The sequence below is a fragment of the Ornithinibacillus californiensis genome, assembly GCF_001038485.1.
Classification (GTDB): domain Bacteria; phylum Bacillota; class Bacilli; order Bacillales; family Amphibacillaceae; genus Ornithinibacillus; species Ornithinibacillus californiensis.
Window position 1 is genome coordinate 30,896 of record NZ_LDUE01000063.1, and the last position, 21,031, is coordinate 51,926.

At 36.5% G+C, this 21,031-nt stretch carries 23 protein-coding genes and 1 tRNA gene; 13 read left to right on the top strand and 11 right to left on the bottom strand.

Annotated elements, in window-relative coordinates; translation table 11 throughout:
- Nucleotides 1-6 precede the first annotated feature (6 nt).
- On the top strand, nt 7-885 hold the full coding sequence (locus tag TE34_RS16440; RefSeq protein ID WP_047985911.1) for an RluA family pseudouridine synthase: 879 nt from the start codon (nt 7-9) through the stop codon (nt 883-885).
- A gap of 7 nt (nt 886-892) precedes the next feature.
- Here the strand turns inward: TE34_RS16440 and prpE are convergent, their stop codons facing one another.
- Both prpE and TE34_RS16450 read right to left on the bottom strand, forming a co-directional pair.
- Nucleotides 893-1,636, bottom strand: coding sequence for a bis(5'-nucleosyl)-tetraphosphatase PrpE (gene prpE, locus TE34_RS16445; protein WP_047985912.1), 744 nt, complete (start codon nt 1,634-1,636; stop codon nt 893-895).
- Between the two features lie 53 nt (nt 1,637-1,689).
- The gene (locus TE34_RS16450) at nt 1,690-2,859 is read right to left on the bottom strand and encodes an FtsW/RodA/SpoVE family cell cycle protein (RefSeq protein ID WP_047985913.1); all 1,170 of its coding nucleotides are present in this window, start codon (nt 2,857-2,859) and stop codon (nt 1,690-1,692) included.
- A gap of 153 nt (nt 2,860-3,012) precedes the next feature.
- Between TE34_RS16450 and mgtE the strand changes: the two genes are divergently transcribed.
- Together mgtE and TE34_RS16460 are read left to right on the top strand one after the other, a co-directional pair.
- Nucleotides 3,013-4,374, top strand: a complete 1,362-nt coding sequence (gene mgtE, locus TE34_RS16455; RefSeq protein WP_047985914.1) for a magnesium transporter — start codon at nt 3,013-3,015, stop codon at nt 4,372-4,374.
- Between the two features lie 471 nt (nt 4,375-4,845).
- Nucleotides 4,846-5,391 (top strand): CotO family spore coat protein, encoded by a 546-nt coding sequence (locus tag TE34_RS16460; protein WP_047985915.1) that lies wholly within the window; start codon nt 4,846-4,848, stop codon nt 5,389-5,391.
- A gap of 47 nt (nt 5,392-5,438) precedes the next feature.
- Here TE34_RS16460 and TE34_RS16465 read toward each other — a convergent pair whose 3' ends face one another.
- A complete protein-coding gene (locus TE34_RS16465) occupies nt 5,439-5,933 on the bottom strand; it encodes a CotY/CotZ family spore coat protein (protein WP_047985916.1) in 495 nt (164 codons plus the stop codon).
- A 225-nt stretch (nt 5,934-6,158) separates the two neighbouring features.
- Between TE34_RS16465 and TE34_RS16470 the strand changes: the two genes are divergently transcribed.
- The 4 genes from TE34_RS16470 to TE34_RS16485 all read left to right on the top strand — a co-directional run bounded on the left by TE34_RS16470 (nt 6,159) and on the right by TE34_RS16485 (nt 7,758).
- Entirely contained in the window at nt 6,159-6,383 is a 225-nt protein-coding gene (locus TE34_RS16470) for a hypothetical protein (protein WP_047985917.1), read from the top strand.
- A gap of 85 nt (nt 6,384-6,468) precedes the next feature.
- Nucleotides 6,469-6,666, top strand: coding sequence for a hypothetical protein (locus tag TE34_RS16475; RefSeq protein WP_047985918.1), 198 nt, complete (start codon nt 6,469-6,471; stop codon nt 6,664-6,666).
- A gap of 74 nt (nt 6,667-6,740) precedes the next feature.
- Nucleotides 6,741-7,013, top strand: coding sequence for a hypothetical protein (locus tag TE34_RS16480; RefSeq protein ID WP_047985919.1), 273 nt, complete (start codon nt 6,741-6,743; stop codon nt 7,011-7,013).
- A 79-nt stretch (nt 7,014-7,092) separates the two neighbouring features.
- Entirely contained in the window at nt 7,093-7,758 is a 666-nt protein-coding gene (locus tag TE34_RS16485; RefSeq protein WP_047985920.1) for a nucleoside deaminase, read from the top strand.
- A gap of 20 nt (nt 7,759-7,778) precedes the next feature.
- Here the strand turns inward: TE34_RS16485 and TE34_RS16490 are convergent, their stop codons facing one another.
- From TE34_RS16490 to TE34_RS16515, 6 genes are all read right to left on the bottom strand, one after another.
- Nucleotides 7,779-8,480: a YetF domain-containing protein gene (locus tag TE34_RS16490; RefSeq protein WP_084710753.1), complete on the bottom strand. Its 702-nt coding sequence runs from the start codon at nt 8,478-8,480 to the stop codon at nt 7,779-7,781.
- Between the two features lie 108 nt (nt 8,481-8,588).
- Nucleotides 8,589-9,014 carry a GNAT family N-acetyltransferase gene (locus TE34_RS16495; RefSeq protein WP_047985921.1) on the bottom strand — a complete coding sequence of 142 codons (426 nt, stop codon included), beginning with the start codon at nt 9,012-9,014 and terminating at the stop codon, nt 8,589-8,591.
- Nucleotides 9,011-9,529, bottom strand: coding sequence for a YjcG family protein (locus TE34_RS16500; protein ID WP_047985922.1), 519 nt, complete (start codon nt 9,527-9,529; stop codon nt 9,011-9,013). The genes TE34_RS16495 and TE34_RS16500 overlap by 4 nt, the downstream gene beginning before the upstream one ends.
- A 112-nt stretch (nt 9,530-9,641) precedes the next feature.
- Nucleotides 9,642-10,370 (bottom strand): alpha/beta hydrolase, encoded by a 729-nt coding sequence (locus tag TE34_RS16505; RefSeq protein WP_047985923.1) that lies wholly within the window; start codon nt 10,368-10,370, stop codon nt 9,642-9,644.
- A gap of 63 nt (nt 10,371-10,433) precedes the next feature.
- Entirely contained in the window at nt 10,434-12,266 is a 1,833-nt protein-coding gene (locus TE34_RS16510) for an ABC transporter ATP-binding protein (RefSeq protein WP_047985924.1), read from the bottom strand.
- Nucleotides 12,256-13,986 (bottom strand): ABC transporter ATP-binding protein, encoded by a 1,731-nt coding sequence (locus TE34_RS16515; protein WP_047985925.1) that lies wholly within the window; start codon nt 13,984-13,986, stop codon nt 12,256-12,258. The genes TE34_RS16510 and TE34_RS16515 overlap by 11 nt, the downstream gene beginning before the upstream one ends.
- A gap of 214 nt (nt 13,987-14,200) precedes the next feature.
- Between TE34_RS16515 and TE34_RS16520 the strand changes: the two genes are divergently transcribed.
- Nucleotides 14,201-14,273: transfer RNA gene (locus TE34_RS16520), tRNA-Val, on the top strand.
- Nucleotides 14,274-14,340: 67 nt separating this feature from the next.
- Here the strand turns inward: TE34_RS16520 and TE34_RS16525 are convergent.
- Nucleotides 14,341-14,883, bottom strand: a complete 543-nt coding sequence (locus tag TE34_RS16525) for a hypothetical protein (protein WP_047985926.1) — start codon at nt 14,881-14,883, stop codon at nt 14,341-14,343.
- A gap of 134 nt (nt 14,884-15,017) precedes the next feature.
- Here TE34_RS16525 and proC point away from each other — a divergent pair, with 134 nt between their 5' ends.
- From proC to TE34_RS16540, 3 genes are all read left to right on the top strand, one after another.
- On the top strand, nt 15,018-15,812 hold the full coding sequence (proC, locus tag TE34_RS16530) for a pyrroline-5-carboxylate reductase (RefSeq protein ID WP_047985927.1): 795 nt from the start codon (nt 15,018-15,020) through the stop codon (nt 15,810-15,812).
- Nucleotides 15,813-16,035: 223 nt separating this feature from the next.
- The gene (locus TE34_RS16535) at nt 16,036-17,826 is read left to right on the top strand and encodes an alpha/beta fold hydrolase (protein ID WP_047985928.1); all 1,791 of its coding nucleotides are present in this window, start codon (nt 16,036-16,038) and stop codon (nt 17,824-17,826) included.
- A 227-nt stretch (nt 17,827-18,053) separates the two neighbouring features.
- Nucleotides 18,054-18,746, top strand: a complete 693-nt coding sequence (locus tag TE34_RS16540) for an MOSC domain-containing protein (RefSeq protein ID WP_047985929.1) — start codon at nt 18,054-18,056, stop codon at nt 18,744-18,746.
- 44 nt (nt 18,747-18,790) lie between these two features.
- Here TE34_RS16540 and TE34_RS16545 read toward each other — a convergent pair whose 3' ends face one another.
- On the bottom strand, nt 18,791-19,621 hold the full coding sequence (locus TE34_RS16545; RefSeq protein WP_053075114.1) for an alpha/beta fold hydrolase: 831 nt from the start codon (nt 19,619-19,621) through the stop codon (nt 18,791-18,793).
- A 95-nt stretch (nt 19,622-19,716) separates the two neighbouring features.
- Here TE34_RS16545 and TE34_RS16550 point away from each other — a divergent pair, with 95 nt between their 5' ends.
- Together TE34_RS16550 and TE34_RS16555 are read left to right on the top strand one after the other, a co-directional pair.
- The gene (locus TE34_RS16550; protein ID WP_047985930.1) at nt 19,717-20,181 is read left to right on the top strand and encodes an NUDIX domain-containing protein; all 465 of its coding nucleotides are present in this window, start codon (nt 19,717-19,719) and stop codon (nt 20,179-20,181) included.
- A gap of 24 nt (nt 20,182-20,205) precedes the next feature.
- On the top strand, nt 20,206-20,985 hold the full coding sequence (locus TE34_RS16555; RefSeq protein ID WP_047985931.1) for a class I SAM-dependent methyltransferase: 780 nt from the start codon (nt 20,206-20,208) through the stop codon (nt 20,983-20,985).
- The last annotated feature ends 46 nt before the right edge of the window (nt 20,986-21,031 follow it).

Here is a 21,031-nt window from a genome sequence, read left to right on the forward strand (position 1 = left end):
ATATTGATGGAGTGGATCATTCAGAAAGAATCAGAAGGTTTATTTTTACGAGATTTCTTACGTAACGAGCAAGGCTTTTCTAGACGTATCTTGAAAAGCCTTATTTATGATGGTGGAAAAATACTCGTCAATGAGAAAATTGTAAGATTGAGTTACATATTAAAAGCTGGTGATATAGTTGCAGTGGAATTCGCAGAAGAATTAAAAGGGACTTATATGCAAGCGGAGGAAATTCCAATAGATATAGTCTATGAAGATGATTCATTAGTGGTTATTAACAAGCAAGCAGGAATAGCGACTATCCCTTCCCATCATCATCAAGGGGGAACAATAGCTAACGGGGTATTATGGCATTATCAAAAATATAATATACCATATACTGTGCACGTTGTTACGAGGCTAGACAGAGATACGTCAGGACTACTATTAATTGCGAAGCACCGATATAGTCATTCCCTATTATCTGCCTCACAACAACAAGGAAAAGTGAAACGGAAATATTATGCTATTATTGAAGGAACAATTAACCCCAAACAAGGAATTATTGATGCAAATATTGGGAGAAAAGAAGATTCAATTATAGAGAGAATGGTAAGAGAAGATGGACAAAGAGCAATTACACATTATGAAATGCTGAAAGAAACATCCAGTTATTCTTTGTTAGCTGTTCAGCTAGAAACTGGGAGAACACATCAAATTCGAGTTCATTTCTCTCATCTAGGCCACCCATTGGTCGGTGATGACCTATATTGTGGAAAGAAGGATGTCATTCAACGTCACGCCTTACATTGCTATTCTCTAACTTTTGAACACCCTAAAACAAAAGAAGAGATGACGCTTCACGCACCTTTACCAGAGGATATGAAGAAGATCCTTTCTGACTAGAAACGAACTAGTCTGGAAAGGATCTAAATTTTTCTTCGTTAAAAGGTTGTTCAGACAAAACAGAGACCGTAGTTTCTTCTGGTAGTCTAAAAGCAGTTAATTTATTTCCAAACACACAACCAGTGTCGATATTGATTGATTTGTTTACAATACGTGGATTTAAGACTGGAGTATGTCCGTAAACTATCCAGGTATCCCCATGGTAGGATTGAGCCCAGTCTCTTCGTATTGGTTTTCCTGACTCATCAAACTCACCTGTAATGTCTCCATACAATACAAAGGTCTTTACCTTATTATCGTGACGACCTATATAAGAACTTTTTATTCCAGCATGTGCAACAACGGCATTTACCTCTGGAAATTCCAGGTATAAAGGTGCTCCTTCGTATAGTTCCATAAACTGTTGACGTATTTTCGCCTGCTGTTTATTATCTAAAGACTCAAACTCAGCTACAGTAGTTTCTAGACCATGTTGCTGTTTAACTTTATTGCCTAGGAAGAAACGATATAGCTTGTTACAGTGATTTCCTGGTACGTATTTTGCTTTTTCTAGTTTGACTACCATTTCATATACGAGTTGAATCACTTTAAGAGACTCAGGACCGCGATCTGTTAAGTCACCAACAAATACAGGAATTCTCCCATCTGGGTGAACATAAATACTTTCTTCTTTTTCATAGCCTAATTCCATAAATAACGAACAGAGCTCTTCAAAACAGCCGTGGACATCTCCAATCACATCTATCTTCAATTTTTTCACCTCACAAATAAAAGGAAAGCGAGAATAGTTTTTGCTATTCTCGCTTATTCAAACATATATTTTTTCGTTCGAGAATGTATATTTAATACAATCCCAATTGCAATGAGATATGTTAAGGTCGAGCTACCACCATAGCTTAAAAAAGGAAGCGGAAGTCCAGTTATCGGAAGTAATTGAATTGACATACCGATATTTTGGAAGATTTGATATGTGAACATACCAACAATTCCCGTTACGATAAAGCTACCATAGCTATCATTGCTTTGAATGGCAATATGGATAAGGCGGTAAAGTAACAGGAAGAATAATGTTACTACAATACTTGAGCCTATAAAACCAAATTGTTCAGCGACCGCTGTGAAAATCATATCTGTATGCCGTTCTGGGACATTTACTTGCATTGCTTCGATACCTTTACCGAATAACTGTCCGGAGCCTATTGCCATCATAGCCCGAATTAGTTGGTAACCTGAGTCAGAATATTGTTCTGGATAAAACCAACCATAAAAACGACTAGATACATGCTGAAATACGCCTTCTTGTAAATAAACAGCAATGGAATCTGGAAAAAGAAAATATGCTGCAATGATCAATCCGATTACACCTAGTGCAATGGAGACAATACTGAGTATCAGTCTCCAGCTAATACCAGAAACAAGTATCATGGCAGCGGTGATTGCAGCTAGTACTAGGAAACTACCTAAGTCAGGTTGTACTGCTATTAGTGCCATTGGTGGGAAGGATAGAGCAATAATTTTCCCCAATAGCCATAAGTCACTTTTAACAGTTTGTTTTACATACTTTTGATTATGAAAATACATAACATGTGCCAGTGTTAAAACTAGTATTACTTTCATTATTTCAGCAGGTTGAAAAGTTCCCAGTACTGGCACTTTAAACCAACTGACAGCATTATTTACTTCATGGATAATTGGGCCTGGGAACCTGAAAAACAACATCAGTAACATCGTCAAACCAGTACCGTATAATATCCAAGTTAGTTGCCTAAAACGGTCATAATCAATGAGCATAATTAAGGCAATTAATATTCCTCCGCCGAAATACCATACAATCTGCTTTAATAAGAAGTTTTGGTTTGCATATTTAGCTGGAAGGGTTGGTTCTACTGTGTTAATCGTAAATATACTAACAATCCCCAACAGTATTACGATTGAAATTAATGTATAATCAATGTTATTTTTATTAGTATTCATGTCAGAGTCCTAACTTTCTTTATGATTCTTTCTTCTAATTAAGTTTACACGAAATCAACTGTTTTTTTAAGCATTATATTATTATACCATCTTTCCTATGTTAGATGAACTACGTTTAAGGGTATGGTATAACTATAAAAAGGGGGGTGCACCATGGAAAATCAAGAAGAAATGAAAGTAGAATTATTTGAAAAAATAACCCAATATTTGGAGAACCAGGACATTGAGCGATTTAGAGATTATTTCTTGGACATGCATCCTTATGATCAAGCTTTGTTTTTCATGGAAGTAGAAGCAAATGTTCGAATGTTAATTTATAGCTACCTATCGCCTGAAGAGGCTGCAGCCATGATGGAGCATATTGAACTTGATGACATCCAGCCATTTTTCACAGAAATGGATCCAACCTTTGCTTCGATGGTATTTGCAGAGATGGCAACGGATGATGCGGTTGATATTCTAAATGAAATGGACAAGGATAAGGTCGTTAGCTTTTTAACCATCATGGATGATGAAGACGCTGAGGATATTAAGGATCTTCTGCACTATGAAGAGAAAACCGCCGGAAGTATTATGACGACTGAATTTATTTCAGTCTTTAAAACGCAAACAGTAAAAGAGACAATGGTCCAACTAAAACAGGAGGGGCCAGATGCGGAAACAATCTATTACTTATATGTTGTGGATGAAGATAAAAGATTAGCAGGTGTACTTTCCTTGAGAGATCTAATTATCTCAGAGGATGATGCGAAGATAGAAAGTATTATGAATGAAAAGGTCTTTCATGTTTCCGTTGCTGAGGATCAAGAAGAAGTAGCCAAAAACATGCGTGATTACGACTTTCTTGCTGTTCCAGTAGTCGACTTTCAACAGCATCTATTAGGAATTATTACAGTTGATGATATTCTAGATGTTATGGAAGAAGAGGCAAGCGAAGATTTTTCTAAACTCGCTGGTATTACAGATGGGGAACGACGCGATACAAGTCCCTTAATTGCAGCGAAAAAACGATTGCCATGGTTAATTATATTATTATTCTTAGGTCTTTTAACTGCGAGTTTAATCGGTCAGTTTGAGGACACGTTAAATAAGGTAACTGTACTCTCTATTTTCATCCCATTAATTGCTGGAATGGCTGGAAATACAGGTACACAAGCGCTTGCAGTTGCTGTCCGGGGACTTGCTACAGGTGAGTATGGTGATACTGGAAAGTTAAAATTGATATTAAGAGAAGCCGGGACAGGACTAATAACAGGAACTGTATGTGGAATAATTATCTCTGTAGTTATTTTCTTATGGCAAGATAATTTGTATTTAGGACTTCTTGTAGGGTTGTCTATCATGGCTACGCTAGTAATTGCAACCCTTGCCGGTTCACTAATACCGATACTAATGCATCGATTAAAAATTGATCCAGCAGTAGCGTCAGGTCCATTTATTACTACTATTAATGATATTATTTCTGTATTGATTTATTTTGGTCTGGCTACAACGTTTATGAGTTTACTAATATAGGATTTGGAAAGCAGGGGAATAGCCTCCTGCTTTTTTTTAATTGAACTTGATTCAATTTACATAGGTGAGGTTTATAAACTTTAACTCATCAGTAAAATTGCATTGAGTTAACGAATAGAAGTTGTTTAATCGTAAACTTATTAGAAGATTGGCTTTGAGTTAACGAATAGAAGGTGTCTAATCTTTAACTCATTAGGAGATTCGCTTTGAGTTGACGAATAGAAGGTGTCTAATCTTTAACTCATTAGGAGATTCGCTTTGAATTGACGAATAGAGGTTGTCTAATCGTTAACTCATTAGGAAACTCGCATTAAGTTGACGAATAAAGGCACTTATTCAATCATTCACTAACATCACTCTGCATCATGCTCCATTCAATTTCCACATAATCCTCTCCCATAGGCATATAACACAATTCAATACACCAGTTCATATAATAAGTTGAGAATGAATGAGAAAGGGGTTAAAAACATGCCAAACCAAAAGAAGTTTGCAAGAGAGCCTTTAATGTATATTCAACAACCGACTATAAGCAAACCAAGTGCACCAATGCAGGATTCCTATAAATCGCCAAGAAAGAAAAGACCAGCAGCACCAACTCCAACAGAAATAGAAAAAAAGCCAACACAAAATGTGATTAAAAAGAGACCTAGCTTAAATTCTTTTACCAAAGGAGCTACAGAGGAAGTGAAGGAACCTAGAGTAATTAAGAGAAGGGGACCTAATCTTGTACAGGAAATAGAAGAAGAAGAATTGATGACCGTTGAAGAATCCCTTAGCCAAGAAAATGGGGAACGGAAAAAGTTTAAGGATATGACGTTATTGGAGAAGGTTGATTATTTTGTCCATACACCTAGTCATTTACCTCGAATGCGCTGTGAAGTGATAACCACTGAGCGAAAGTATCGTGGAGTAATTTTAGATAAAGAAGAAAACGATGTGCTAATAAGGGTAGGAAGAAGACAAAATCGAGTAAACTTTGAGGATATCTTAGAAATAAATTTGTTAGGATTTTAAAAAAAGAAACACCATGGAATTATTTTTCCATGGTGTTATTTTTAATATCAGTCAAATACACTAATTGCTGGTAAGCAAGTAACGTGACAGAAGCAATCTAGGTCTACAGTGATACAGATACCTGTGTTCTCTAGATTTTCTGTTGATTGGTCACAAGGATCTTTTAGGTGGTCACAAGTGCAAGGATCTTGAGGGTCACGTAATAATTCTAGAACTGCACAGCAGTCATCTGTTACTCTCTTAACGCGGAAGATGAAGCTGGATTTCATTTCCCCAATCGGATTAGTTAAAGTAGTTCCACGCTTAGCACCAAATCCTTTAAATGGTTTACAATCACCTGCACAGTATAGAATTACAGGCACTGTGTCTAAACCATTACCTGGATCTGTTTCACCTAATAAATCATTAATTGATTGTTCACAACTAGTGTCGCAACAGTTCTCAACTACATCATTTTGAGCATCTACAATATCACGAAGAATCTCACATACGCAGTTTTCTCTTGTTGCTGCACCTTCTACTCTACCATGGCCACAACCCATGAAACATTTCTCCTTTCTAATGCTTATTGACTTATTGTCTTTAATAGAATATGTGTATGACGCTATATGGTGTGGGCACATGAACGATATTTATCATAGTACCTTGAAATGCACTGGATTTTTAAACGCGGAAGAAAAAGCAGGTCTAAAAAGGGCTTTTGACCATACCTATTTGGGTTCTTTACATAGACTAATATGGAGCAATATCATGAAGGAGGGACCATGATGTCTGAAAATAGAAGAGTAATTCGAGTGAAAGACCTTGTTATTGAAGCGGAGAATGTGATCATCAGACCAAAAAGACGGCCAGATCCAATTTTTGGTGGATATAGAAGGGACGAGGAAGACAGTCTGGAATCGAGCAGTAGTAGCAGCAGTAGTAGTAGTAGTAGTGAAAGCGTTAATCGCGAAGATGATAATAGAGGTCGCGGACCATTTTCTTGGATTTAATACTATGAATAAGTTTACCATAATCCATAACCATAGCAGCGCTTAGCTGCCTTTTTTTTTACCATTAGGGAGTGGAGGAGATGACGTGGACACCGATAGATTGATAAAGAATCTTGGTATTATAGAAAAACATCTAGCCAAAAATGAAAAGTGGCTACAGCATCCAGAAAAGAAAATGATTTCTTTTGAAAAGGAAATGCATGAATGGAATGGTCGTTATTTAAAAACAATCAAAGAAATTGAAAATTGGATGAGAGAGCTAGAAAAACGAATGGAAGGGTAATATTGTAGTAATAACCGTCACAAATGAATAGAATATTACGAATAGCTTTATAAAGAGGTTGAGGGGGTAGTAATATGGGATATATATTACCGATTCAACAACATGAGTATGCCGATTACCAAAAAAGAATGGTCACAAAGAAGAGAACGATCGCTTCCGTTGAAAAGCCATATAAAGTGATATTAAAATCGAGATATGAAGAGGTGCAGGAAGAAGCGGAATTACGTAATCAAAAGATAAATAGTATGTCAGACCAGTCAATCGATACGCTTTCTCATTATATGGATACGGAAGAGCTTTATGCAGAATTTACTGGCATCGGAATATTTATAAATGAACGAGTTTAACGGACAGTCTAATGAATATTAGGCTGTCTTTTTTCGATATGGTATGATATTGAAAAAAGGAGAATAGGGAGGAGCTTTCATGAGATGGGAAGATTTATCAGAACCATGGAAAAGGAGCTTTGTACAAGCTTGGGATGCCTATAATAATGGTTCTATACCAATCGGAGCAGTTCTTGTTGATCGTGAAGGGAAAGTAATCATAGAAGGTCGAAATAGAGTTCATGAAGAAACTGCACCGATAAATCAAATTTGTTCCAACCGATTAGCACATGCTGAAATGAATGTGTTGCTCCAGTTGGAATCGAATGATTATCAACATTTGGGAGAGGCAGGAATCTATTCAACGATGGAGCCATGTATTCAATGTTTTGGGGCAATTATTCTTTCAAAAGTTAAGAATATTTACTTTGCAGCCCTTGATGATAAGTTAGCGGGAGCTACAACACTTAAAGATAAACATGGTTTTATTGATTCACGCAAGTTAGTGATTAATGGTCCATATCCTGTATTAGGAGATATTCAGATGGTATTAAGAACTGATTTTTTATTACGATATGAAGCTGATCGTGCAGAGGATTTAATCGCCGCCCATGCTATTGATTATCCAATTGGGGTTGCACTGGGAAGACACTATTTCCAAACGAATAAGCTTTATGAAGTGAAGGGAAAACGTGAAGCTTTTCCAAAGTTTTTTGATGAAATGGCTGTAAGAATAAAAGAAATGGAAAAGGCCCACATCCGTTAATATGGGCCTTTAATAGCATTTTATTTTTTGGGCTTTCCCCGATTCACAAATGGTAAAACTAGTAGTTCTTCATCTTTCATATATTCCGCGTAAAATACGTCTTTCACATTATCGAAACCTTGTTCGATAAGCTGTTCCTTCAACCATTCCTCTGTCAAATTCTTTTCCTCTAAATTATCATATACTATTTCTCCATCATTAATTAGTGTTACAGATAGATTTTCTGGCTCTGGAGCTAATTTCATATCTTTACGAGTTGGTGTTTGATAGTCTGACTTTTTTAACACAGAAAGGGTGCCATCCGTTTCAAGAATAGCATATTCAACCTCTCGTACGGTGAAGATATCTTTTGAACGAAGAAGGTGTTGGAGTTGATTTGTATCTAGCTTGTTCTTTTTCATGACGTCACGGATCATTTTACCTCTACGGATGACTATTTCAGGGGACCCCTCTAGTAAGGAGCGCGTTCCCTTAAACTTTTGTGTAATTATTTCAATAATGTAAAGTAATCCTCCCCACAGAAAAAGAACAAATGCCATTTCTAATACGCCCGCTTTATCATCGAACATTGCATTACCTACAAGTTCACCTAGAATAATTGCTGAAATAAAATCAAAAGCGGTCAATTGGGAAATTTGTGTTTTACCAAGGATTTTTGTGAGTAAATATAAAGCAAAAAAGCCGAAAAGAGTATCCCACAACATTTGAGAATATGAAAGCACTTTTTAACGTCCCCTTTCCAATTTTATCTTTACCGAAAAGTTGTATGTCATGCACCGAAAAGGGGATTTGTAACCGTAAAAAAAACAGCTCGTTGGTTACGAACTGTTTTAGATTAATTCTTTTATCATGGTCACATGTGGAATTCCTGCATCTAGAAATTCCCCTGAGACCGTTTTATATCCTAATTTTTGATAGAATTCTTCAGCATGGGTTTGCGCATTTAATTTTGCCTTAACGTATCCCTTGTTACTTATAACATCTTCCATAGCTTGGATGATTGCTTTTCCATGAGATTGTCCGCGGTATTCTTTTAACACGCAGATACGTTCCAATTTTCCATACTCTTCCACAAAACGTAAACGACTTGCTGCAATTGGCTTTTTATCCTCGTAACCGATAAAGTGAATAGCTAATTCATCGTAGTCATCAAGTTCCTCTTCTGGTGGCACGTTTTGTTCTTCAACAAAAACCACGGTGCGTACATGATAGGCATCTTGCTTTTCTTCAGTAGATTCTGCAATCTTTACAATCATAGAAGTTCCTTTCCAAAGACGAATGATTCGTACACTGTCCAAGACCCATTCTCTAACTGATACAGCAACTGAAAGCGGTCCACTTCTTCTTCAAATTGAAAACTCTTCATCTTCAATCTACCAAAAATATCGGAATACTCATCATCAAGCAATTTTTGTCCAATGGTGATATGTGGAACAAAAGCAAACTTTTTATTTTGAGGAAACTGCCCAGTATGAAGTTTTTCATAAAGAGCAGTCAGTTTTTCATCTGGTTCTACTTTTAAGTAAATCGTATTGGTAACAGGAACAAAGGAACTAACTTTATTGATCCGAATAGTAAATGGATCTGTTTCATTAGCAATCCGTTTTAATTCTGGAATTAGTTCATCTATTACATCATCGTCTACTTCAAATGCTTCTTTTATCGTGATGTGTGGTGGAATTAATGCGTAGTGCGGGTCATAACGTTTACGATAAGAATTGGCTTCATCTTGAATTTTTTTAGATGGAAAAATAGCAATACCATATTTCATAATTAACCCTCCTATTATTTTTTCCGTAATATCTTTGTTCTCTTAAATTTATACTAAAGTTATTCGAAAGAAAAGTGTTTTTTTACCTATATAGATAATATTTGGAATTTTTTCAATCACCAAAGATTGTTTTTAAAGCATCTTCCATATCTTTCTGCCAGTATTTCCATGTATGTTCACCATCTGGAATTTCTTTATAATAATAGGTCATTCCCTTTTGGTTCAGCAATTTATTTAGCTGTCTATTCGGTGTTAAGAAATCCACTCCAGGTCCCTTTGTAGTCTCTACACTTGTTTCAGCAGTACCAATTGTATGATATATATCTAATGCTTCTAAGTTTGTAGCATCTTCTATAGCTTTTAGTACTACATCATCAACTAAAGGCGACTGGATGATAACCTTTCCAAAAGTATTTGGATACTTGACTGCCATCATTAATGCTAATGTACCAGCAAGAGAGTCACCCATTAAAGCACGGGTACCACCCATATGATAAGTAGGGAGGGTATCATCTAATAATGGAATGACTTCTTTCATTAAGAACTTAGTATAAGCATCATATTGCTCGCCTGAAGGATGATATTTCTTTAATCGATCATAGCGATCTTTGTAATGAATGCCTATGAAAATGGTATTCTCAATCTCAGCATCATCATGAAGCCTGTCACTAAAAGTCGCGACACGTCCAAGTTGATAATAATCATTTCCATCCTGCATGATACAAATATGATATTTATACAACGGTGAAAAAGATTCTGGTTGGTAAATCTTTAGCGTCATTTTTTCGTCAAGATAGCTACTGTTAATTTCTTTTTCTAACATTTTACCTTTTCTGCCCAATACGTTCACCCCATAAGCAAGATTACTACCTTTAGTTTATCATGAAACTCTTTAGTTGTAATCTTAACTGCCAACGACTTCCTTAAGCTGTCCCTTATACAGGTTATAGTAATTACTCTCTAATTTTAATAATTCATCATGATTTCCTTTTTCAAGAATCCGACCATGTTCTAACATAATGATTTGGTCAGCTTCCTGGATTGTATTTAGACGATGGGCGATGATGAAGCTCGTTCTACCTTTCATTAATTCTTTTAAAGCTTCTTGTATTTTTAATTCGGTTATCGTATCGATGTTACTGGTCGCCTCATCCAAGATAAGAATTGTAGGTTCGGCAATAAATGCTCTTGCAATCGTTAATAATTGCTTTTGACCTTGACTAATACCACTACCGTCTTGATCTAAGACGGTGTCATAGCCATCCGGTAATTGTTCGATAAAATCATGAGCATTTGCTTTTTTTGCTGCCTCAACAACTTCTTCATCTGTTGCGTGTAACCGGCCATAACGAATATTTTCCATAATCGTATTATGGAAGAGGAACGAATCTTGTAGAACGAAAGCCATATGGGAGCGAAGACTTGACCGTTTGATATCCTTTAAATCAATCCCATCAAGTGAAATTTTTCCACTGTCATAATTATAGAAGCGGGAAATTAAATTGATAATGGTTGTTTTACCAGCTCCTGTATGGCCTACAAAGGCTACGGATTGACCTGTTTTTGCTTCAAAGCTAATCTGGTCTAAGATGGTTTCATCTTCATACCCGAAGGATACATTCTCAAATTTAACATGTCCTTTTGTATGTTCTAATTCAATTGCTTTCCCTTCATCTAGTTCTTCTTCCTCTTCATCAATAACATTAAACACACGCTCTGCTCCAGCAACGGCTGAAAGTAGTAAATTAAACTGGTTGGAAAGTTCATTTAATGGACGTGTAAACTGACGAGAATACTCCGTGAAAATAACTATCGTACCAACAGTCACTAGCGTAGTATTGATCGCGAGTATCCCACCAACAAGGGCAATCATACCAAAGCTTAAAAAGTTTAACATGTTCATTACTTTCGGTATAAACCCAGCAAGCGTTAAAGCCCAGAACCCAGAATGGTTTAAATCTTTATTTTTAAGCTCGAATTCACTAATTACTCTTTCTTCTTGTGAGTAAGTTTTAACAACGTGTTGTCCCGACACTGTTTCTTCTACATAGCCATTTAGTTCACCTAATCTTTTTTGCTGCAGTTTGTATAATGGACCAGTACGTTTGGTAATCCAACGAGTAGCAAAGAACATAACTGGGATGATGGACATCGTAACTAATGTCAGAATAGGGCTTAGATAGAGCATAACTCCGACAGTCCCAATTAATGTCAGAACACTTGAAAAGACTTGGATAACTGATTGATTAAGTGTGTTATTTACATTATCGATATCGTTAGTAATACGGCTCATCAATTCCCCATGCTGTCTTTTATCAAAATAAGCTATCGGTAAACGGTGAAATTTATGGAATAACTCGGACCGTAAATCATAAACGGTGTTTTGTGCAATACCAATCATCCAGAAACCTTGAAGGAAGATAGATAGGGAATGGAATAAGTAAACAATAATTAGTCCGATAATAAGCATTCCTAAACCTGCCACTTCTTTTTTGACGATAAATTCATCAATCGCCATTCCTACCATAAATGGACCTAGAAGACTCATTGCTGAGCTGATTAATACCATCAGTACAACTAGCCAAAGCCGTGCTTTTTCACGTGCGAGATAGGAACCTATCCGTTTAATTGTTCCCCAAGTGTTCTTTGCCCGTTTCTTAGTGACTTCTTCAGAAATGTTCTCTATCGGTATTTTTTCATATTGAAAAGGATCTTTAAGCTGCTGTTTAATGGACATTTGGATACTCCTTTCCAAATTGAGATTCGACAATCTTTTGATATAGCTCAGAATGCACAAGTAACTCTTCATGTGTGCCTATATGAAGCATTTTTCCTTCATCTAATAGTAAGATACGATCAGCGTTCATCGCTGTAGAGATTTTTTGCGTAATAATGAGTAGCGTATTTAAGTCATCTTGAATAGCGTTTAATAATTTTGACTCTGTAGCTAAATCAAGTGCACTCGTACTGTCATCCAACATTAGAATTCTAGGCTTGCGAATTAGCGCTCTTGCGATGGAAATACGCTGTTTTTGCCCTCCAGATAGGTTCACGCCTTTTTGCCCGATTTGGGTTTGGTACTGATTCGGTAAATCCATAATCGTATCATGGATTTGGGCGTCTTTAGCTGCTTTTAATATTTCTTCCTGTGTGGCATCATCTTTACCCCAAGATATATTTTCTATAATAGGACCACTGAATAATAGCGGACTTTGGGGCACATATCCAATTGCTTTACGTAGTGTTTCTAATTTATAGGAATAGATAGGTTTATCATCGATATAGATTTCTCCTCCAGTTACATCGTATAACCTAGGAATAAGTTGGAATAAGGATGATTTCCCAGCCCCAGTAGCTCCAATAATGGCAAGCTTCTCTCCCGGATGTACGGTGAAGGACAGATTACTTAATACTAGGTCGTTAGAAGTAGCGTATTGGAAGGAAACATCTTGGAATTCAACTTTTCCATTCCTTACTTTTTGATTTCCATTGGCGTCCTGCTTATCAAGTAAATCAACCTTTTCCACAAGAACTTCACTAATTCTTTCTGCGGAAGCTTTTGTCCGTGATACAGCCATTATAATGAAAGAAAACATGGATATTGCCATCGCAACACGCATAGCATAGTTAACAATTGCTACAACATCCCCGACTTCTGCCGTCCCAGAGAGGGATTGCACGTTTCCAAACCAAATAATAGCTATAATACTTAAGTTCATGACAAACAAGAGTATTGGCATGGATGCTTCTATAAAACGAAATGTTTTTCTAGTAGTATCTCGTAAGTTTGTATTTGAATCAGTAAAACGATCTTCCTCAAAATCTCGTCTGAAGAAAGCTTTTATTAATCGCATCCCTGCAAGGTTTTCCTGCATGACACGGTTCACATTATCAATAGACGTTTGTACACGGTTAAACATTTTAGATGCTATCTTTAAAACCCAAAGAAGGAAGCCTATAAGAAGAGGAACCGTAATGAGAAATACGATAGCTAATTTAGGATTTACAATAAACGCCATAATAACTCCACCGAAAGCAATAAGTGGCGCTTTCACCATAATTCGTAATCCCATAAATATAGTGTTTTGAATTTGACGAACATCATTTGTGAATAGGGTCATAAGATGTGAGGTTGGATAGCGATTTAAATTTGCAAAGGAAAATTCCTGTATCTTACGAAAGAGTTTCTCGCGAAGATCATGTGCAAACCCCCAGCTGACATGCGATGCATAAAAGGAATTGGTTATACCTGATATGAAGGAGAGTAATGCTAGACCAATCATGATGCTACCCCACATTACAATATTGTTTAAGTCCTCAGTTAGAACCCCGTCATCGATCATTTTACCAAGGAAAAATGGTAATAGTAGTTCGACGGCGAGTTCAACAAGCATCAGAAGGAACGCAACAATAGCGGGTAATTTGTAAGGTTTTATAAAGGAAAAGACTGTTTTCACGTAAATTTTACCCCCGTTGTCGAAATTGTGTTTAAAATAAAAATATAGTGCTTTCTTATTATAAAGGATAAACAGGTTTTGTTCCAAGAATTTATTTCGTGTTTAGAAATAAATTTGCGTGTGTTATAGGAAGAGGGAGGGGGTATGGCAGCAAATATAATTATTGACAGGTTGTTATAGAATACATATAATTAATGCTACAATATCCTAATACGATTCCGTAGCTCAGCTGGGAGAGCGCCACCTTGACAGGGTGGAGGTCGTTGGTTCGAGCCCAATCGGAATCACTACTAAATAAAACAACGCCATTCCTCTAATCAGGAATGAGCGTTGTTTTTATTATAATTGTAATTATTATCCTGATACTTGTTTTCTAGGGAAAATGAAGTAAGTTAATGAAATAACTAAATCTGCCACTAGCACGATGCTCCATATTCCTAGTGTTTGAATCATTGCCAGTGTTCGCTCTGAATCGTTAATTAAGAAATAAATCCCCCCTATTAATGAAGCCCCTATTATGTAAGACAGTAGATGTCTAAGCCAACCTTTAAAATAGTTCTTTGCATAATCCATACCGAAAAGTTTTATTGGCTTTGGTCCTGACTTGGTCACATAATATTTAAACCGTTCATCTGCCCAACGAATCATGCTTTTTCCAAAACCTATAGAAACCCCAATATAGATTGCTGCCAGTGCATGGGCAGTTGTAGCAATTGAACCCTGGTACAGGTCGTAGCTTGTTGCCACGAGAAGAATTAAATCAACAATAGGAGTCATTGCTAGGAATAACAACCCTAATGACCTCTTGTTTAACACATACCTCATCACTAGACCAAGTAAAATAAATACCCAAAAGCCAATTTCACATGCAATAATTAACCATACGATCCAGTTCAAATTGTTCACCTCTAACTTGTTATAGGATTAAGATAACAGTTCTATGAATCTTTGACTATAGTTTTTTTGAGTTTGCAAGAATTTCTTCATTATACTAAACTATAACTTTATGACACCATTAGAGAGGACTTTTTTTGATGCGAAAAATAGGGTTTATAGGTAGTGGGAATATGGCAGAAGCGATCATTGGGGGAATAGTAAATTCTGAATATGTGCGACCGGAAAACATATATGCTTCGAATCGAACGATGCCAAAGCTACTCGATTTAAAAGTAACTTATGGAATTAATATTGCAGAGGATAACCAGGACGTGGTTAGAAATTGTAATGTAGTATTTCTGTCTGTTACTCCCGACCAATATCCAACTGTAATTAATGAAATAAAAGATATAGTATCAGAAGATAACATTATTGTTTTAATTGCTGCTGGTCAAACCATTGCTCAAAATGAAAAACAGTTTAATAGAAGTGTAAAAATCGTTAAGGCAATGCCCAACACACCTGTTCTCGTTGGAGAAGGATTAACGACTATTAGTTTTAATGAACTAGTGACTATTGAAGAGCAAGCTTTAATAAAAAACTTATTCGAGAGTTTTGGTAGAGCGGAAGTTATCGATGAGAGCTTAATGGACACGGCGAGTGCTGTAGGCGGTTCTTCACCAGCCTTTGGCTATATGTTCATCGAAGCTTTAGCAGATGCAGCAGTTCGAAATGGTATGCCACGAGAAAAGGCATATCGAATTGCTGCGCAAGCTCTTTTGGGCTCAGCGAAGATGGTACTGGAAACCGGTGAACATCCGGCTAAACTAAAGGATGATGTTTGTTCACCAGGTGGTACAACAATTGAATCTGTAGCAAGCTTAGAAGATAGTGGATTTAGAGCAGCGGTGATTAATGCTGTTCAAGAAAATATAAACAAAATGAAATAATGAAGTATTAAGGAGAATCCATCTATTAGGGGTTCTTCTTTTTTGTCTATTGGCTATCCACGTGTAGATGAAGAATTGAGGACTTTTCTTTCATACTGGTGCAGTAGAAAAGTCCGTTATAAGCACTTAATTTGTAGGTGCTCTATTCATGAACCTACATTTATAGGAATTGTTTAGCTATCCCCTTTACTAGAAAATGTAAGATAAGGAGGAGGATGGCTTTATGAATAGGTTAATAAAAATTGGTCTTGTATCTATACTTATGATAGGCTCTATCTTTTTGAGTGCAATTACAATTGAAGCAAATGATGACACTCGTGTACAAGATGACGTATATTTTACGATGGATGATGGAACTGAGATTGTTGGGAGTGTTTATCTACCGCCCGAATCTATGAAAGTGCCAAAACAAGGGTACCCTCTCATTGTTATGGTACATGGATGGGGAGGAGATCGTACACAGATGAGATTTCCTGAATTTGCTAGGAAACTAGCGAATGACGGTTATGCCGTATTGACGTATGATACACGTGGGTTTGGTCAGTCTGGAGATCCGGCTAAGATTGCAAGTAAGAGAGAACTGAAGGATTTGCATAGTTTATTATATTTTGTTCTAGATAATAGGAATTCCTATGAGGACAATGCAACTTCTATTTATTCCAATGAAATAAAAATTAATCCACAAGAGATTGGTATGACAGGAGTGTCATATGGTGGAGGACACGCTTATTTAGCTGCTGCATCGAATTATGATCCATATACATATGTACTTCCCGATGGTTTAGTTATTACTGATCCTAGAAATCAATTAAGTGACCCTATAAGATATCCAAAAGTGAAGACAATTGCACCAATCGTTGGCTGGACAGACCTTTACCAAGCACTTTATCCCAATGGTGTAATGAAGATGTCGTATGATACCGGTTTAGCTCTACTTGCCTTGGGAAATGCAGACCCACTTATCTATGAGCTTCTAACATACGCAGCTACCGGGGTAAATGATGAGGCCATACGAGAAATGGCTGAAGAACGCTCTATATTACTTGATGGTGAATTTGTAAACCAAAATATGGAAGAGAATTCTATTTATGAAGTTCCGATATATATGTTACAGGCATGGGAAGACTATCTTTTCCCGGCAGAACAAGCAATAGATTTATATAAAAAGTTGGACGGTGAAAATTCAAACGTAAAACTCTATTTAGGAAATACAGGCCATCCCCCAGCGAGCCTCAATATGGAAACGGGGGAAGTTAACTATATGTTCCAGAGTATTCATGAATGGTTTAACTATTGGTTAAAAGGTGAAAAACAGTTAAAAGTACTAGAAAATCGAGTAGAAATTGCACCTGAGCCTGGAACTTATGAGGAAAGTGTTACGGTTGGAGAATGGATAGATTTATTGAGAACTTATCATGAACTACCAACTGTAAACAACCTATCATTCTACCTACAAAGAAACCAAAAGCTCGCGCTTAGAATACCGCTATTTCCACAAGCGACGGATCTCATGATAACGAATCCATTCAATGGAATTGAGGATGATCCTATACTAGGTGAAGCCGATCCAAACGATTTTCTGGGAACATTATCGGGTGTTACGGATGTAAATCTTCAATTATTTAACCTAAAGGTTGGAAATGTTTATTATTATTCGGAGCCATTAGATGAAGATTTGATTGTATTTGGCCAACCTGAGCTAACTATTTTTGGGGCTACAAACGGCGATAGCATACAGTTATCTGCTAAGTTTTACGATGTTGACCATCAAGGAAACGCAACATTAATGACTAGAGGGGTTAATAAGTTTAGCTCTACTTTCCCGTTTGTTCCAGCCAAGAGTGAGTTCCAAACTTTTGCAGACTATCATGTTTATAAGCAAGGACATCGTATTATGGTGGAGTTAGGAGCGGTAGACTTTCCGGCTTATCGTTCAAATCTCACCCAAATTACTACAAGCATCTTTCATGACAATAGCTTACCTTCGAAAATTGAGATACCCGTCTTAGAATAAAAGTAACGCTAATCCCATTAGATATACGGGATTAGCGCTTTTTACTGGAAAAAGAGATAAAAAGTTGGAAAAATTATGTTATTATTACATTAATAGCCTTACACCCAAAAAAGGTATTGACAATAAGCAATGTTAGTCAGCGCATCCGTTAGTTTTTGTTCTGCGATTATAATAAATTTAAATAACATTAAAATATCATAGATATATTCAAGTGAAGGAGAATTAAGTTGCAAATACCATACGTGGAGAAACTATTGGTAGGGAAAGTGAAACAAGTTGGTGATCCCGATGCTTCAAATCCATTGGATAAACAATGGGAAAGTGGCATGTTTAAAACAGATACTACAAATAATATTTGGCTAAGTGAAATTGGTCTAAAAGGTGATGAGGTTGCAGATAAGAAAAATCACGGCGGACCAGAGAAAGCAGTCTTTGCTTATTCGGTTAGTCATTACGACTATTGGCAAAATGAACAAGGAATTGAAAGTATTGGAATAGGTGGTATGGGCGAAAACTTAGCCGTTGAGTTTATGGACGAGAATTCGGTGTGCATCGGTGATACCTACCAATTTGGTGAGTCGATTATACAAGTTTCTCAGCCAAGACGGCCTTGTTGGAAACCAGCCCGTCGTCATCGTACATTGGACTTAGCAGTTCAAATTCAAGAAACAGGAAGAACTGGTTGGTATTTTCGTGTCTTGAAGGAGGGAGTAGTTCATGGAGGGGAAAAGCTAACTCTTCTAGAACGACCATATCCCGAATGGACTATTGCCAGCTGTAATGAAGTCATGTATGAGAAAAAAGGTGACTTAAAGCTTGCGGAAGAGCTAGCATCCTGTGAGTTTCTAGCTGAAAGTTGGAAAGAAACATTAAGGAAGCGCTTGGCAGGCAAGCGTGTGTTTGGTCCAAATAAAGATTAATCAGAAGAGTTTTCTACTGTGTAGGAAACTCTTACTAGATATCCTTAGTTATTAAAAAAGTCTTGTGCAAGGGTGTTTATTTCACTTGCCTTTTCTATAACAGTCCAGTGCCCGCAGTTTTCAATCTCATGTAATCTTGCATGTGGTATATAATCGATTAATAGTTTTTTGATTAATGAAGGCGAGAGTATATCATGACTACCTTGGGCAACAAGAATTGGGATATCAGTTAATCTATCTACCTTATCCGTAATATCATATTTATCCTCAATGTCTTCAACAACCACATGATTTACAGTATGATTCATAGTACAATTATTTTTTAGTAATAAGTTTTTTGGTGAGTACACATAGTAGGGATCGATGATATCTAGCAGATCTTCAACAGAAGCGGTCTTTTTATTTAAGTTTCTTTCCGTTCTAATAAGTTTTATCTTGTCTTTAAGCGATATTTTCTTTAGTAATTCTTTTTCAAATGTCTTAAAACCTCTCTGATTAATCCCAATGGCTGCTGTTAAAAATAGTTTATTTACCTTCTCAGGATAGGTTGTTGCATAGCAAAGCGCTAGCATACTACCCCAGGATTCTCCAAACAAATTCAACTTATCAAGCTTTAACTGCATGCGCAATAACTCCAAAGTTCTAACTTCATCATCGATGGAATACTCGTTATTTGACGTGGGATCAGATTTACCGCAGCCTCTTTGGTCATACAAAACTAATTTATACTTTTTAGATAAGGGTAGAACATGAGGAAGAAAAAAACGATGCTCACCACCAGGGCCACCATGTAAAAAAATGATAGGCTCTCCTTCTCCTATTATATTTATATGGACATTGAGACCATCTATATTAACATACTGTGCTAGTGCCAACGTAATCCCCTCCATTAATAAGCAAATTTAAATGTTACTTTGGTTATTCCTATACTTATATATATGAAAAGAAAATAGAAAATATGGGAGATATCATGGAAATAAGAAACTCAGCAAAAGCTATTATTATACAAAACAACAAATTATTAACTATAAAAAAGAAAGATAAAGACGGCTATTATTATCTTTTACCAGGCGGTGGCCAAGAACATGGTGAAAACCTACATGAAACTCTAAAGCGAGAGTGTATAGAAGAAATTAATGCAGATGTATATATTGGTGACCTCTTATTCATTCGTGAATATATAGGGAAAAATCATGAACACGCTGAATTTGATGCAAATGTACATCAAACAGAATATATGTTTTTATGTAGCCTTATTGAGAATGGTAAACAAATTCGTAATGGAATTGTTCCTGATGAGGGTCAACTTGGAATAGAGTGGTTGCCACTGTCTAATATACTAAGCTATAGGCTTTATCCACAAACAATGCGAGAATATCTAATACAATACGTAAAAGGTAAACAACTACCGGTTTATTTAGGGGATATTAATTAAATCCATAACAAGTAGGTGAGGTTAATGAAAAACTTTTCAAATCCTTCCACACATCCTGATTGGTTACAACCACACTCGAAGGAATGGTATCAACAGCTTGGAAAGTTCGTTGGTAAATATCAATATCCCTGGCATTCAATAGTAGATGAACCAAATGGTGAATCCATATTCGATGCAGAAGTTATGCAAAGAGTTGAAAGCAAAGCTGTATTAGATATAGGTTGTGGCCATGGGGATTTTACGATCCAGTGTGGCAAAATTGCTGAAAAAGTTATCGGTTTTGATAATACTGATTCTTTCATTAAAAATGGCAACAAAAACAAAAAGCAGAACGTTTCATTTGTTATTGGTGATATAAAGGATGGTTTGCCATTCCAGGCTGATGAGTTTGACTTTGCATATATTCGTAAAGGACCAACTTCTGCCTATCCATTACTAGGGGAAGTAGTAAAAAGTGGTGGCGAGGTATTAGGCCTTCATCCCGGTGATAAAAATGGGTGTGAGTTAGTTTATCTTTTTCCAGATTTATTTCAACCAAATTCGCAAAAAATTAAAGCTAGAGTTGAAGAAAGATTAAGAAATAGTAGGTACCATGAAGTTAGTATAGAAGAAATAAATAGTCTAGAATATTTCCAATCACCAGATGATATTTTAAGGCTTTGCTGTTTTGGGCAAAAGGAAACCGTATATCGTGATTTGGAAGAAGAATACTCTACAGATGTGCGTAGGATTTTTGTACAATATGCAACTTGTAAAGGATTACCTGTTACTTTTTCACGGTATCTTGTTCGAGCGATCGTCTAATTAACTTATATATAGATAGGTAGAGTACATGTGAAGATTGATAGAC